The organism is Caballeronia sp. LZ035, from assembly GCF_031451175.1.
Taxonomy (GTDB): Bacteria; Pseudomonadota; Gammaproteobacteria; order Burkholderiales; family Burkholderiaceae; genus Caballeronia.
The window spans coordinates 1-14877 of the sequence record NZ_JARUXS010000008.1; the positions used below are offsets into that span (position 1 = coordinate 1).

Annotated in this window: 12 protein-coding genes and 3 pseudogenes; 2 read left to right on the forward strand and 13 right to left on the reverse strand. The window is 61.8% G+C overall.

Going from position 1 to position 14877, the window contains the following annotated elements:
* From QCE88_RS40495 to QCE88_RS40530, 8 genes are all read right to left on the reverse strand, one after another.
* A partial coding sequence (locus QCE88_RS40495; RefSeq protein ID WP_309911587.1) for a PIG-L family deacetylase occupies positions 1-357 on the reverse strand: 357 nt, incomplete at its 3' end.
* Between the two features lie 58 nt (positions 358-415).
* A complete protein-coding gene (locus QCE88_RS40500; protein WP_309911589.1) occupies positions 416-1726 on the reverse strand; it encodes a cytochrome c in 1311 nt (436 codons plus the stop codon).
* Between the two features lie 4 nt (positions 1727-1730).
* Positions 1731-2150, reverse strand: a complete 420-nt coding sequence (locus QCE88_RS40505; RefSeq protein WP_309911590.1) for a hypothetical protein — start codon at positions 2148-2150, stop codon at positions 1731-1733.
* Positions 2147-2761, reverse strand: coding sequence for a cytochrome c oxidase subunit 3 (locus QCE88_RS40510; RefSeq protein WP_309911592.1), 615 nt, complete (start codon positions 2759-2761; stop codon positions 2147-2149). The genes QCE88_RS40505 and QCE88_RS40510 overlap by 4 nt, the downstream gene beginning before the upstream one ends.
* The gene (locus QCE88_RS40515; protein WP_309911594.1) at positions 2758-3474 is read right to left on the reverse strand and encodes a hypothetical protein; all 717 of its coding nucleotides are present in this window, start codon (positions 3472-3474) and stop codon (positions 2758-2760) included. The genes QCE88_RS40510 and QCE88_RS40515 overlap by 4 nt, the downstream gene beginning before the upstream one ends.
* A complete protein-coding gene (locus tag QCE88_RS40520) occupies positions 3471-4382 on the reverse strand; it encodes a hypothetical protein (protein WP_309911595.1) in 912 nt (303 codons plus the stop codon). Before QCE88_RS40520 ends, QCE88_RS40515 begins: the two co-directional genes overlap by 4 nt.
* 17 nt (positions 4383-4399) lie before the next feature.
* On the reverse strand, positions 4400-5506 hold the full coding sequence (locus QCE88_RS40525) for an enolase C-terminal domain-like protein (protein ID WP_309911597.1): 1107 nt from the start codon (positions 5504-5506) through the stop codon (positions 4400-4402).
* A gap of 3 nt (positions 5507-5509) precedes the next feature.
* On the reverse strand, positions 5510-7306 hold the full coding sequence (locus QCE88_RS40530) for a thiamine pyrophosphate-requiring protein (protein WP_309911598.1): 1797 nt from the start codon (positions 7304-7306) through the stop codon (positions 5510-5512).
* A gap of 262 nt (positions 7307-7568) precedes the next feature.
* On the opposite strand from QCE88_RS40530, the gene QCE88_RS40535 reads away from it, so the two are divergent.
* Complete coding sequence (locus tag QCE88_RS40535; protein WP_409018331.1) at positions 7569-8267, forward strand: MgtC/SapB family protein; 699 nt, start codon at positions 7569-7571, stop codon at positions 8265-8267.
* A gap of 1976 nt (positions 8268-10243) precedes the next feature.
* Here QCE88_RS40535 and nikR read toward each other — a convergent pair.
* The 5 genes and pseudogenes from nikR to QCE88_RS40560 all read right to left on the reverse strand — a co-directional run bounded on the left by nikR (position 10244) and on the right by QCE88_RS40560 (position 13593).
* The gene (gene nikR / locus QCE88_RS40540; protein WP_309911601.1) at positions 10244-10702 is read right to left on the reverse strand and encodes a nickel-responsive transcriptional regulator NikR; all 459 of its coding nucleotides are present in this window, start codon (positions 10700-10702) and stop codon (positions 10244-10246) included.
* A 58-nt stretch (positions 10703-10760) separates the two neighbouring features.
* Positions 10761-10916: pseudogene (locus tag QCE88_RS40545) on the reverse strand (IS30 family transposase); the annotation flags it as partial.
* A 65-nt stretch (positions 10917-10981) separates the two neighbouring features.
* Positions 10982-11548: pseudogene (locus QCE88_RS40550) on the reverse strand (RES family NAD+ phosphorylase).
* Complete coding sequence (locus QCE88_RS40555) at positions 11499-11903, reverse strand: DUF2384 domain-containing protein (protein ID WP_309911603.1); 405 nt, start codon at positions 11901-11903, stop codon at positions 11499-11501. Before QCE88_RS40555 ends, QCE88_RS40550 begins: the two are co-directional and overlap by 50 nt.
* Before the next feature lie 649 nt (positions 11904-12552).
* Positions 12553-13593, reverse strand: coding sequence for an IS110 family transposase (locus QCE88_RS40560; RefSeq protein WP_309911604.1), 1041 nt, complete (start codon positions 13591-13593; stop codon positions 12553-12555).
* Between the two features lie 238 nt (positions 13594-13831).
* On the opposite strand from QCE88_RS40560, the pseudogene QCE88_RS42200 reads away from it, so the two are divergent.
* Positions 13832-14749 (forward strand): annotated as a pseudogene (locus QCE88_RS42200) (flagellin); the annotation flags it as partial.
* Positions 14750-14877: the final 128 nt, after the last annotated feature.

Genomic DNA, 14877 nt, shown 5'->3' on the forward strand with positions numbered 1-14877 from the left:
GACGGCGTCATGGTGACCCGCGTGGATCACGTCGGCGAGCGCGTCAGCGATGGCTTCCATCGTTTGCGATCCGTCCTCCGCGTATTGCGAATCGAGGAAAGAGAGATGCCTGGCGCGTGCGCCGAGTATCTCCAGCGCCGCAATGTCTTCAGCGCGACGTGCTTCTATAGCCTGGTGAGCGTCGTTGAAACCGCACTCCGTGTCCCAGCCGGTCACCATCGGCCTCTCGGGCGTTCCGGCGAACACCGTGCAGACCAAAGCATCGGTTTCCGCAGCGAGCAGGGCGCCGCAACTGAAAACGGCGTCGTCGAGATGCGGGGAGATCACGAGCAGGCGTCGGGGAGGCTTCTGCATCATCGCGTGTCGGTCGTTCAGGTCATTCGCCAGGCGCAATGGCTGTGCCTTGGCGCGCAGCTCAGTGTGTCGAGCCGCCTCCCACCGCTTCGCGCATCGTCCTGACATCGCGCGTCGTGACGGGCGGTGCGTTATTGCCCCACGTCGAGCGCACGAAGGTCAGCACGCGGGCTATCTCCGTGTCGGTGAGCTGGTCAGCGAATGCGGGCATCTTCTTCGGTTCAGGACCATGGACGGTGGACGGTGCCCGTCCGCCCTGCAGCACGAGCCGCACGAGCGAATCCGGCTTCTGCGACAGCACCGCCGGATTGCCGGCCAGACGAGGATACTTGAGCGGAACGCCCATGCCATCGGCCTGATGGCAGCGCGCGCAGGTACCTTGATAGAGTCCCGCGCCGGGTCGTTCCTGCTCGCCGGTGTGCAGTGCTGCGACGCTCTGGCGGGCTTCTCGCGAATGGTCATCGTAGGTGCCCCCATCGCCGTGAGCAGGCAGGCTCTTCAGATACGAGGCGATGGCTTGCAGATCCTGATCGTCGAGATACTGCGTGCTGTCCTCGACAACCTGCACCATGGCGCCGAAAGTGGCCAGTCCCGCGCCATGGCCGGTCTTGAGAAAGGCGGCGAGGTCCGCCGCCGAGATGCGGCCCAGTCCCGCGCCCGGCAAGCCGGTCAGGTTCGGTGCATGCCAATGATCGTTGGTGCCGCCTGTGAGATAGGCCGGCGATTCGTCCGTGTAGCCGAGTTCGTCATAGGCCGGACCGCGCGGCGTATGACATGCGCCGCAATGGCCGAGCGATTGCACCAGATACGCGCCCCGGTTCCATTGCGCGTCGCGCGTCGGATCGGCAACGAAGGGTTTGTCCGGCGCGAAGGCGAAGTCCCAGAAGGTCAGCGCCCAGCGTTGATTGAACGGGAACGGCAGTTTCGTTGCGGGCGCGGCCTGCGCTACCGGTTCGACACCGTGCATGAAGTAGGCGTAGAGCGCATGCAAGTCGTCGTCGCTGATCTTCGAGAACGATGGATACGGCATCGCCGGGTACAGATGCTTGCCGCCCGGCGCCACGCCTTTGCGCAACGCGCGCGCGAAATCCTCATAGCTATAGCGCCCGATCCCATGCACCGGATCGGGCGTGATGTTGCTGGACCAGATGGTGCCGAAGGGCGAGCCCATCGGCAGACCGCCCGCGAACGGATGCGGCTGAGGCTTGCCCGGCACCGGGGCGGCGGTGTGGCAGCCGGCGCAGTCGGCGGCGCGGGCGAGATAGTCGCCGCGTGCGACGAGCCCCGGCGACGTGTCCGGGGTCTGCGCATGGACCCACGGGACGCACGCGAACAGCGTCAGACAAGCGGATAAGAGTCGGCGGCGGATCATGAGTTCACCGTCCTCCGCAAGGCGAGACGAGCAGCCACGCGAGATCGGTGGCGATCAGCACGAATACGAACAGCGCACTCGCCAACGCGCCCGCACGCGCAATGAAGGCATCGCGCGCGGCATGCCGCTCGATCGAGCCCTGCTGTTTGAGCTCTGACGCAAGCTGCCCGGTGCGCCGCCAGTTGCGCCATGCGATGACGCCGCCCGCGCCGCCGATCACCAGCGCCCCCAGCGCCGTCATCGCGAGTCCTTGTTCGAGCCACGGCAGCGCCGGCGCATGCACGGGCCGTTGATGCGGAAAGCAGCCCCATGCAGACAGCGTCTGGCCCAGCGTCGTCTGCGCCATCCACGCGAACGGCGGGAGCAGCAGGCCGAGCGTCAGCGCAAGGCCGCCGGGTCGCGCGGGAGGTTGACCGGATGTCATCGCGCCAGCACGTAGGGCGACAGATAGAGCGTCGCGAAGATGAAAAGCCACACGACATCGACGAAATGCCAGTACAGCCCGCCGATGCTGAGTGCCGCCGAGCGCGCCCGGTCGAAGTAACCGAGCGCGGTCCACAGCAGCAGGAAGGCGAGAACGATCAGCCCCACCAGCACGTGCATCATGTGAAAGCCGGTGATCGTGAAGTACAGCGAGCCATACAGATGCGTCGTCAGACCATAAGGATGATCGGCCCATTCCTTCATCTGGATCGCGACGAACGCCGCGCCGAGCGCAATCGCAATGACGAGCATCAGCACGCCCATGCCGCGCCGGCCTTTGCGCACGAAGCGCTCGCTGGCCCACACGAACACGCTGCTCGTCAAAAGAATGCCGGTATTCACGATGCCGAGCCCAAGCTTTGGCATGCCTTCGGGCGGCCAGCGTTCCGTCGTTTGCGAGGCAAGATAGAGATACGAGAAGATCAGATAGCCGAACAAGGCGGCTTCAGTCGCGACGAGCGTGAGACATCCCCACCAGCCGCCCGAACGCTGACCCGGACTGCCGACGGGCAGGCTCGCGCGTTCCGGCAAGGCTTCCGCGAGTTCGCTCATGATGCGGCCTCCGCGTGAGGGGCATCGTCGCGTTGACCGAGTTCGCGTTGCGGCCAGAGCCACGCGACAATCGCCGCGCCGCATCCGAGCAGCGAGAGGCCCGCGAACCACCACGCCTGCAATGCAAGCCCGGCAAAGAACAGCAGCGAGGCCACGCCCAGCCAGAACGGCGCGTAAGCGTCTTCGGGCATCTTGAGGATCACGTCGGGGTCGCCGTCGAGCACGCTGGTGCCCAGCGCTTCGCGTCCCCAAGCCCGGCACGGAAGCGCGTGCGCTGAAGGAGAATCGCCGTGTCCGATGATCCGCAGCAGGTTCCGCGCGGCAAGCATGGCCGCGCGCCCGATGTCTTCCATCAAGGCGCATGGCTGCCGATGCGCGAATACGATGAAAGCGAGGAAGTCGACTTGCGCGGCGAGACCGATGCGCCACGCGTCGCGCAGCATCGGCAGACGGGCGTCGCGATAGCCATCTCCGACGTCCCTGACGAGCTTTGCATCGATCAGCGCGGGCAGCGGCGCGGGTTCGCGTTCATGATCCTGCGGCACGATGCACGCGCACAGCGCCGTCAGCGCGCGCCATTCGACGGCATCGAGGAAGCGCGGCTCCGTGGGCGTTGCGAGCCGTTCGTCGATGACACCGCGCGTGACCTCGTCCCATGACGGCGTGTCACGCTTGTCCGTCACGTCATAGCCGGGATAGCGGGGCAGGTTCATCGCTCGGTCTCCCGCAAACGCTGGGCAGCGAGGCCGGCGAGCGCGAGCGCGGAAAAGCTCGGCGGCGCGGGCAGCGGTGGACCGTTGAACAGGTTCTGGCTCCAGTTGCGCCAGCCGCCCTGATTGCGGGCGATACCGCGCGCATGGAAGCCCACGCCAATGACACCGAGCGTCGCCGTCATGCGCAGCCAGAGCCGGGTGAACCAGCGTGGACGCGGCGCGGCGAGCGCGGTGTGCAGCAGCAGCGCGGAGGCAAGCGGCGGAATGGTGACGGGCGCATACATGGCGGGGTTCTGGAACGCGCCGCGAAAATGCAGCAACGCAACTTCGCCCACGGTGCCGATCAGTCCCGCACTCGTCAGCAGCGCCAGCGCCTGCCCGGCGGGGAGGCCGAAGAGTCGCGGCTCGTGTTGCGGTTCGTCGCGCAGGCGCTCCGCTGCCGCGCCGAGCGCGCCTGACAGCAGCAGCGCCATCGGCGCGCCGATGGGCGCGGCATAGAAGAGGTTATGCCAGCTCCACTGGCCGGGACGCTTCGTGATGTTGTACAGATGGAAGCCCGTGCCCGCGACGCCCGCGAGCGCCGCGCCCAGATACACCGAATCGCGCACCGGATGCCGCTGCGGCTCGTGATCGCGTCCGCCGTGCACGCCCGCGAGCAACGACAGCGCGGAGACCACGAGCGGCGTGACCATCGCGGGGTTGTCATAGGAGCCGCGGTAATGTTCCATCGCGCTGTCCGCAAGCACGGAGAGCGCGAGCAGCGCCGAGCTGCGATTGAAACTGCGCGCCGTGTCGATATGGGTCTGCACGGGCGCCGCGCGCCGGTTCGACCTCATGCCGATGAAAGCGGCGCCCGCCGCCGCGAGCCCGGCCGCCACTGCCAGATTGCCTGCCGAGAATTGCTTCATGCCGTGCCCCGTGTGCTTCACACCGCGTACCGGTGTGCATCCGTATATTTGAATTCGAGCCCGCAGCCGGGCCGCGACAGGTCCGGCGTGATGGCGCCGTCCACCGCGCGCGGTGCGCCGTCGAACAACATCTGCTCGATGCGCACGTGATCGTGGAACCATTCTTGATGCCGCAGACGCGGCGCGGCGCAGGCGACGTGCAGATGCATCGCCGGCGCGCAGTGCGCCGATAGCGGTAGATGAAACGCATCGCACAGCGTGGCCGCGCGCAGGAAACCGGTGATGCCGCCGCAGCGCGTCACGTCGGCCTGCAGCACATCCACCGCCGCGTTGTCGAGCAGCACGCGGAAGTCGTCCAACGTGTAGCCGTATTCGCCCGCTGCCAGTTCCATGCGCGCGGGCAGCACGCCGCGCAGCGAGGCGAGCCCGGCGATATCGTCCGAAGACAGCGGCTCCTCGAACCATTCGACCGCCTGCTCCGCGAAGATCTGCGCGCAGTGCAGCGCCTGCTTGCGCGTCAGCGCGCCGTTTGCATCGACGAACAGGCCCGTCTGCGTGCCAATGGCCTCACGCGCCACCGCCACGCGATGCGGATCGCGCGCAGGCTCGCTGCCGATCTTGATCTTGACCCAGCGGCACCCGTCCTCATGCACCCAGCGCGTGAGTTGCTCGCGCATCTCGTCGTCGCTATAGGTGGTGAAGCCGCCGCTGCCATATAGCGGCACCCGTGTGCGCACCATGCCGAGCAGACGCGCAAGCGGCATGTCGAGCAGGCGAGCCTTGACGTCCCACAGCGCGCAGTCCAGCGCGGAGATCGCGGTGGCTGCAGCGCCCGAGCGACCGATGTTGCGCACGCGCTGTTGCAGGCGCTGCCACAGGGCGTCGATGTGCCATGCATCCTCGCCCTGCAGCACAGGCGCGAGCGTGGCTTCGATCATCTTCGCGACGCTCGCATCGCTGTAGGTGTAGCCGAGGCCTGTCTCGCCCGCCGCGACGATTTCCACGACGATCAGCGTCGTCGCGCCCCAGGTGAAGGTGCCGTCGGCTTCGGGCTTGTCGGTGGGAATGGTGTAGGCGCGCGCCCGGATCGTTTCGATCGGCGCCTCACGCTTCGACAGCTGCATGGATCACTTGTCCTTGTGTCCCGGCAACACCGCTCCAAGCACCTGCTTCGCCGTATCGACGATCACGTTGGCCTGGCTCGGATCACCCTTCATCAGCGTGGTCGCGAACGCCTTCGCCTGCTGCACCGTGATGTGCGGCGGCAGCGGCGGCACGTTCGGGTCGGCCTTCACCTCGATCACCACCGGTCGATCCGCGGCCAACGCTTCGTCCCATACGGCCGCCATGCGCTCGGCGTCATCGACATAGATGCCCTTCAGGCCGATCAGCTCCGCGAACTTGTGATAAGGCACCGAAGGAATGTCCTGCGACGCCTCGAACTTCGGGTCGCCTTCCATCACGCGCTGTTCCCACGTGACCTGGTTCAGATCCTCGTTGTTGAGGACCATGCAGATCCAGCGCGGATCGCTCCATTGCTTCCAGTACTTCGCCACGGTGATGAGTTCGGCCATGTTGTTCATCTGCATCGCGCCATCGCCGACGAGCGCAATCACGGGCCGCTCCGGATACGCGAACTTCGCGGCGATCGCATAGGGCACGGCCGCGCCCATCGAAGCGAGCCCGCCCGACAACGAGCACAGCATGCCGCGCTTCACCTTGAGATCGCGCGCATACCAGTTCGCAACGGAGCCTGAATCGCTCGTGACGATTGCATTCGACGGCACGCGCGGAGACAGCTCCCACACGGTGCGCTGCGGATTCACGCCGCTCTTCGCCGGTTCGATCGCACGCTTCTCCAGCGTCTTCCACCAGTCGGCCACCCAGCCTTCGATGTCCTCGCGCCAGCCGCGTTCGGTCTTCTGCTGCAACAGTGGAAGCAGGGCGCGCAGCGTCTCGGCGCTGTCGCCGACAAGGTTCACTTCCATCGGATAGCGGATGCTCAGCATGTCCGCCTTCAGGTCAATCTGCACGCCGCGCGCCGCGCCTTCCTTCGGCAGGAACTCCGCATACGGAAAGCCCGAGCCAATCATCAGCAGCGCGTCGCATTCCATCATCATCTTGTAGCTCGGCTCCGTGCCAAGCAGGCCGATCGAGCCCGTCACGAAGGGCAGGTCGTCGGGCAGCGCGGCCTTGCCGAGCAGCGCCTTCGCGACGCCCGCGCCGAGCTTGTCCGCCACGGCGATGACTTCGTCGGTGGCCTCAAGCGCGCCTGCGCCGACGAGAATCGCCACCTTCTTGCCGGCGTTGAGGACGTCGGCTGCCCGTTGCAGGTCATCGTCATAAGGCACGGTCTTCGGCGCGCGATAGCCCACGCCTGAATGCAGCGTGCCGTGCTTGCGGCCGGGCGGCTCGTAGTCGAGATCCTGAAGGTCGTTCGGCAGGATGAGCGCGGTCACCTTGCGTTCGGACAGCGCAATGCGCACCGCGCGATCGACCAGATGCCTTATCTGCGAGGGCACGCTCGCCTGCTGCACGAACGCGCCGGCGACGTCCTTGAACAGCGCGGGGAGATCGACTTCCTGCTGATAGTGACCGCCGAGCGCGGCGCGCGCCTGCTGGCCGGCAATCGCAAGCACGGGCATGTGATCGAGGCGGGCATCGTAGAGACCGGTGATCAGATGCGCCGCGCCCGGGCCTGACGTTGCGATGCACACGCCGAGTTCGCCGGTGAACTTCGCATGCGCCGATGCCATGAAGGCCGCCATTTCCTCATGACGCGCCTGGATGAATTCGATCTTGCCCTTCGAGCGATTGAGGGCGCCGAACACGCCATTGATGCCATCGCCCGGATAGCCATAGATGCGGCGCACGCCCCAGGCATGCAGGCGGTCGATCAGAAAATCACCGACGGTGGTGGTCATGGGAAGCTCTCTGGAAGGTCGTGAAGCAAGCGCGGCGTATTGAACCCGCAGACAAGCCGTGCAGCGCAAACGGCATGCCGACGGAGCGTTTGTTGGCGGCTTGTTCGACGACGGAAAGAGGTTGGAAAGCTGGCGACGTGCTCGTCCCGTGTGCATACGGGATCGACGATTGCTGGACACTCGTCAGATGCCAGGCGCGACGAGGCGTCCTTCGTCCAGCGCGTTAGCCAACCATGACTCGAGGACAGGCAATATGGCGCTCATGCCACTGACATTGCATTGGAGCGACGTATGCCTGCGTCTGGCGCTCGCCGTATTGGCCGGCATTCTGATCGGCTTCAATCGCGGCGAGTCGGGCAAGGTGGCTGGCTTGCGCACCACGCTGCTCGTGTGCCTCGCTGCCTGTCTCGCGATGCTGCAGGTCAACGCGCTGCTGCTTCAGGCGGGCAAGACGCCGGAATCGTTCGCCACGCTCGATTTGATGCGCCTGCCGCTCGGCATTCTGTCCGGCGTCGGCTTCATTGGCGCGGGTGCGATCCTGCGCAAGGATGGCCTCGTCAAGGGCGTGACGACCGCGGCGACGCTCTGGTTCGTGACGGTGATTGGTCTGCTGTTCGGCGGCGGCCAACTGGCGCTCGGTGTGACCGGACTCGTGCTTGGCATCGTCGTGCTGTGGTTCCTGAAGGCGCTCGAAGTACGCATACCGCGAGAGAATCAGGCCGACCTACACATCACCTATCAACGCGGACGCTTTTCACGTGAAGCGCTTTCCGAAGCATTGAGCGTGTCCGGTTGCACCTTGTCGAGCGTGGCATCAGCGGTGAAAGCGGAGGATGGCCTGATCGAAGAGAAGTTCAACGTTCGCTGGCACGGACGGCCCGACGAACCCGTTCTTCCCGTCTTCAACGAAGCGGCGCTGGCGGCCGGGGCTTCGGAATTCGAATGGAACCTGGTGCGATGAACTCAGGCTCGTATCGAGAAAGAACGGAACCCGACTATATTGAACAATTGGAAGTAGCTTCGCTATGGCATATAACAAAAGAGTCTTCAAATGGAATCGTTGGGGGTCGAGATGCTGATCCGCTGCGCTGCGTGCAACAAGCTCATCTATTCCGATGATGCGTTGAACGATGGCATATGTCCGGCCTGCGGTTCAACTGAAACCGAATACATTGCCATGGGTATCGTATTCGAACAGGCTGCAAGTCCACTGGCGCCGGTCGTGGATACCGGTGAAGGAACCGGCCGCTCCTCTAGCGCCTCCCGACCTTTGACCCGAAGGACTTGATGACTTGCGGCATACGTTGTTAAGGCCCGCAATGTCCTTCTCCGCGCACGCACGCCTCCCCGACAGTTTGGGTGGCTTTCATTGCGCACCAACACAGTGGCATCAATCACATCATAAAACGCGCTCGGAAAATTACCGGAACATCAAGGTAGCGCCGATTTTTTTAACTTGGTCGGCCCAGTCGCCAATCAAAATCGGGCTCATATTCCAGACCCAATGTCATCGTTGAACTGCAAATGCTTTGCCACACGCACGGCACCGACTTGGTCGTCGGCAAAAAGATTGTGTTTCGCGGCGGCAATCGTAATGCACAAGATGTGCTCGTCGTGGCTGATCTGACATCGCTTTGAAAGAGCGTCGTTGGCGGCTCTCCGGTAGGCCCGGTGGTCGGCTATAGGGAATGATATTAATCACCGCCCCCAGAAGGAGGGCGCCATCAAGCACTCCGGCGCGGTCAATTCGATAGCAATGAAAATGGTGGCGGCCAATGCTGCAGCAGCTTTATCCTTGTCAACGAGGCCACACACGAAGCCCCAAGAGGGCAGCCTCGTATGAACATCGACGGAAATCAGCTTTGCGTTAATATTGGACCGTTAATTTATGCGAGCACGTTTCTCGGGCCGGTAGAACACGAATAGCGGCATCAGGATCGATATACTTGGCGAGGAATACGGCCTCGCATTGTGTTCGAGCGTGCGCAAGCGAAACGCCGGTGGTACTGGAGAACTCTACTTGCCAGCCGCCGTTAGCGGCCGGTCTGACAATGACGTCCGCACTGTCAACACCTTCCTCAGTAATCACGGGACCCTCATTTTTATCTTGTCTGAATGCAAGTATGGATGCTACTTCTGCCGTCGGCAATGTACGAAAAGTCTGCTGGGCTTATTGAGATCAATGCCTCAGGTTACCTATGGAGAGGGCCGAGAGCCCGTGTGCGTTATTGAAGCGCGCATTTCACGGTCAGCTCAGCCAATCTTTTTTCACTTTTCTGTCCGTTATGCGTGCATTAAGGGTCGCCAGCGGAAGGCGGATACCCAGGTCGTGGACCGGCGCGACGCTTGAATCTTGTCATCGGCCATAGCGCCGTTTGGAAGAAAGAGCAGGTGTATCGCCTAATGACGTGATCCGACCAGTGGCGGATCAAATAGAACAGTTCCCGAATAACGTGCGTATCGCCCCACAGATAGCGAACGAACTGCTGCTGGCGAGGGCCAAGGTGCAGGTCGCAAGCGATTTATCGTCATTGATTATTAGTTTTCCAGTGTGTAGCACGAGACTGATTATGTGCAGATGTCAGGGTCGCGACTTCGACGCTTGGGTGCTGCAAAGGTCGTGAAGCCATGCGACACGAGCGATTCCCGCGCGGGGTGGCCGTCCATCGACGCTAAATGCAATGGTGTCAGTACCGCGCCTGCGCCTCGGCCGATTCTTGGACGAGTGAGAATATCGCGATGGGCGACGCACCGCTAAACGGAATCCGCGCACCGTTCGATCAACCAAAGTCTGCCCGCATCGGCCTATGGTCCAGCAGAGTGCAACGCCTTTGGATGAATGCTTCCATCCAAAATTTCAGTCGCTCAGATGTGTCGAAATATGCTTGAAAGCCTTCGTCTCGCCGATGCGGTTGCTCGTGCCGATCGACGAGACTTTCAAACGTGCAAGTGATCATGATGCATCGAGTCTGAGCCGTGCTTGTGATGAACTCGCTCAACGGTTACGGGAATTGTGTGTAGATGCGCGTACCGGACGCTGCGTTGACTAGTCAGTCCGTCTGCAAACGCTTTAAGGTCTTGCGCTCCTCCTCGTAGCACTGACGACTCGAGGCAACTCTTGTGATCCAAATGGATGCGCATGCTCGCTACCGCCAGATCATGCCGGTCGTGATGCGCTTGTGTGACGCGCCGAGCGAGGTCGCGCGTCGCATGGTCATAAACGTAGGTCAGGGTTGCGATACCAGACTGATCCTCTTCGCTGGCCTGTTCTCGCGATCGACTCTCGCGCACAATGACCCGGAACGCCTCTGAGCGACTCGTGTATCCGCGTGCTTCCTTCAAAGCATCGACCAATGCCAGCAGATTATCGTCGACCGTAATCGTTATACGTTGCATGCGCTGGAAGTCGTGGCTAGCATATTGGGCGGATTCAGCCGGTCGTCGCAACACTCGATTATCGGACAGATTTTAGGTATTCGTCCAAAGCCTCCGCAGGCGTTTTCCAGCCGAGGGTTTTTCCGGGCCTTGCGTTCAACGTGTGAGCAACTGCCTGGAGCTCTTGAACACTCCATCTGGACAGGTCCGTGCCCTTTGGAAAGTACTGTCTTAAGGATATCGATCCCATTGGGGAGGCAAGGGCGCACGGTCCCTGATGTCCGTCGAGCTGTCCGAAGCTCAATCCCAAGAAGACTGGTTCCGCGGCAGAGCGTTATATGGATCGTAGACGTCGAATTGGTCCGTGGAGTCAAGACGCTCTGTGTACAGAACGAGGTTCGTACCGTCAGGCTTCAGTCGTGATTTAAAGAGGATACCCTTGGCACCGCTGGCGACGACCTCATCGCCAAGGATCCAGCTGGGCGGCTCGATGCGTTCATTGAACCAGCAGTGACGCCAGTCGCAATAGAAATCCTCCCACAACGCAGACCACTTTCCGCTGTCGTACCCGCCGGTGAAATCGACAATCGGAGCGGCCGTGAGCTTGTAGCTAACCAGGGTCCCCGGTGGCATCAAGGACGACAGCTGCTAATACTCTCTGATTGCCGTGTCGTGGTCGAAGGCCAAGTAGAGCGCATTCAGCCCGACACGATTCGCGCGACCGCCGTGCGTTCCCGCTCCCGCGCCGCTCGTCGGCGCAACAGCCCACCTGGGAACGTGCATACGATAGACAGTTACCCAGCCAATTCTGTGAGGATCATCCTGCCGCACCCGCCTCGAGCGACGAAACGTACCGAAGGACGTCATCCGCCCGACTTTCGGACACCAATTGCTCCGCGGTTTTGTAGTTGAACACCGGCAGCGGTTCGTTGCGATACCAGAACAGTGCCTTCGTAACGTCGCCTGAGATATCCGTCGCGGCACGGATGACCCGCAGAGCGTCGCGGAGGAATCGTTGCACGCTTTCGGACGCAGGCTGTCGGCTGATCGTGTTCCGATGTACGTGTGCTTGCTGGGCAAGGGTTTGCAAGTCAATATGCAAGGCCTCGCCGAAGCGCCGAGCGGAGACGATCGGGGCTGGGTCTGCGGGATCGCGCAAAGAGGCCATGAACCGGTCAAAGCTCACGTCTGCACTGGGAATAGCACCGGTATCCGAAGTCATGGCTCGCTCCACGCACATAATCGGGACAATTTTAGCACAAAAAGCAGTGCCGCCGCCGAGCATGAACGCCGACGTTTCTCCTCGTCGACAGTGGTGCGATTACGACTACAACTGCTTAAAATTAGCAACGTTTCAAAAAAAGGGCGGCAATAGCGCAATTATTGTGCGCCAACGCGCATGGTCGGAGAAATTTCACGTGAAACCATCCGCAGAGTTCCAGAATATTAGACTCCGTATCTACATACTTACAATTCGATAATGATGATTATGTTAAATCTGAAGCGCTTGTCCGCCCCACTGACACATGGGCTGCGACTTCCTATAAAGCATCCGCGAAACCTCATCCATCGGCCGCGGGATCGAAGAAGTGTCACGGCGCTCAAAAAGGGGGCGGTGTCTCAGCTGGGGCACCGCCAAGGGATCATCCATGTGCCGACAGAGGATTCCGGTAACTTAATCGGCTTCGATCAGCCTTCCAACCACGCCCGGAATGCGCCTCGTTGACGGATGAACCGTCGGTGTCTTCGAACGTTTTCCATCGGGGATGGAGACAAGCGCGGAGTTTGTGGTGCGCCAGTGAAACGGCCTCGAAAGCCACATTTTTTCCGGCTTTCACCTGCTTTCATGCTCGTTGTTCTGCGGCACCGTTCTATGCGTGGCAATGCTTGGACCCACGCTCGAATGTACGCGGCTCGTATTCGGTGTGGCGTACGACTAACGCCCATGCGATTCGAGCAAGGTGGTTCGCTAGCGCACAAGCAGCGACGCTCGGATGGCGACGCATAGCCAACGCTCGAGCCCAGTCGCCCAAAACGTCGCCGCCCCTGCTTGGTCGAGCGATGATGAGGTGAGCACAGAGGATAAGCAGGGTTCTCACATGTTTGTCGCCTCGTTTGGTTATACCCAAGAGCCTGGTATTGCCACCCGTACTGTGTTGGCGTGGGGTCAGGCCAATAGACGCAGCGAACTGGCGACCGTTCGAGAACTGCTGACCATCCCCCAACTCGCATAACAGCGCGCACGCGGTCACCATGCCGATACCTGGAATAGTAAGCAGCCGGCGCCCCGCTTCTTCCTTTCTGAGTCGACTGAGCATCTCTCGTTCGATCACTCCGATCTCCGTCGTTTTCATGTTGTACTGACTTGCCAAGCCCTCAAGGAGCGGTGAAATATCCTGAGGCAATTTATGCTGCTTCATCGCCTCGGCCAGACTTGACCAAAGGCGAGCCCCCCGTGAGAAGGCAAAGCCAAACTCCAGTAGGAATGCATGGGCCTGGCTTGCCGTTCGGCACCGCTCCATTACAAGGGATTGTCTGACTCGCTGCAGAGCGCATAGCACCTGCTGCGCCTCGCTCTTCGCCGAAACGAAGCGCATCGACGGTCGGGCCGCTGCCTCACAAATCGCCTCGGCATCGTTCATGTCCGACTTGGAGCTTTTAAGAAATGGCCGGACAAATTGGGGTGCGATCAGTCGGGGCAGATGCCCAAACTCCTTCAGTCGTCGAGCTAAAAAATGAGACCCCGCGCAGGCTTCCATGGCAATACAGCAAGGCTCGGCGGACGCGAAATAGTCCAGAAACTGAGTTCGCGACATACGCTTCCGTATCACCGTGTTGCCCTTCGAATCCTGGCAGTGAATCTGGAAAACGAACTTCCCGATGTCGACGCCGACTAACCGAATTTCGTCCATTGCGACCTCCAGCCGACCATCTTCGAACTATTCTAGGCGTCCGCCCTGCTTTGTCCAGCCTTGTTGCGCTCGATATCAAGTCGGCTGCGACAAAAATCTCAAGTGCCATTCGCCTAAAGTTTGTTTCCTCGCGCCCGATAACCACAAGTAGGCGGCCGGCTATCACCGAGCGCAGGACCGCCAGGCAACAACTCGGTGCCATTAGCCGAAGCCAGATAAGTCTCCCAGGAGAGAACAAATGATCGGTATCAACAGCAATATCAACTCGCTGGTTGCTCAGCAGAACCTCAACAGCACGCAAAGCGCGCTGTCTTCGGCGATCACCCGCCTCTCGTCGGGCAAGCGCATCAACAGCGCAGCCGACGATGCAGCAGGCCAGGCGATTGCCTCGCGCATGACCTCGCAGATCAACGGTTTGAATCAAGGTGTGTCGAACGCCAACGACGGCGTCTCGATGACCCAGACGGCCGCTTCGGGCCTCTCGCAGATCTCGGACAACCTGCAACGTATTCGCCAGCTGGCCGTGCAGGCTTCGAGCGGCTCGCTGTCGTCGAGCGACCAGGCTTCGCTGCAGAAGGAAGTGACTCAGCGTATCGCTGAAGTGAACCGTATCGCTTCGCAAACGACCTACAACGGCACGAACGTGCTCGACGGCTCGGCCGGCACGGTGTCGTTCCAGGTTGGCGCGAACGTCGGCCAGACGATCGGTATCGATCTGAGCAACGGCGTGTCCGCAGCTCAACTCGGTGGCGGTCTGCCGCAGAAGGGCGCGACGATCGGCACGCTGTCGGGCCTGAGCCTGACGAGCGCGGGTGCTGCAACGACGGGCACGACCAAGCCGGACATCACGCAAATCAACGTGCTGGCTGACGGCAACGGCGGCTTCTCGTTCACCGACCAGAACAACCAGGCAATCGACTCGTCGGTGTCGAGCAATCTGTTCTCGGGCAACACGACCGGCGCAACGACGGGCACGAAGACGGCACTGACGCTGACGGTCAACACGTCGGGCGCGCTGTACGGTGCTTCGCAAAGCCAGACGGACCAGATCACGAAGATTGCTGCTGCAGCGAAGGCTGACGTCGCAGCGCCCGAGAAGTTCGCGGCTGCAGATGCGTCACTCGGCAGCGTGAGTTTCACGTCCAACCTGAAGAGCGACTTGACCGCGACGCCTGCTGGCGACGACACGGACATTGCGTCGGTCAACGTCTACGCGGATGGGAACGGCGGCTACAAGTTCAAGACGGTCGACGCGGGCGGCGACGAAAGCGCTACCTACCTCAG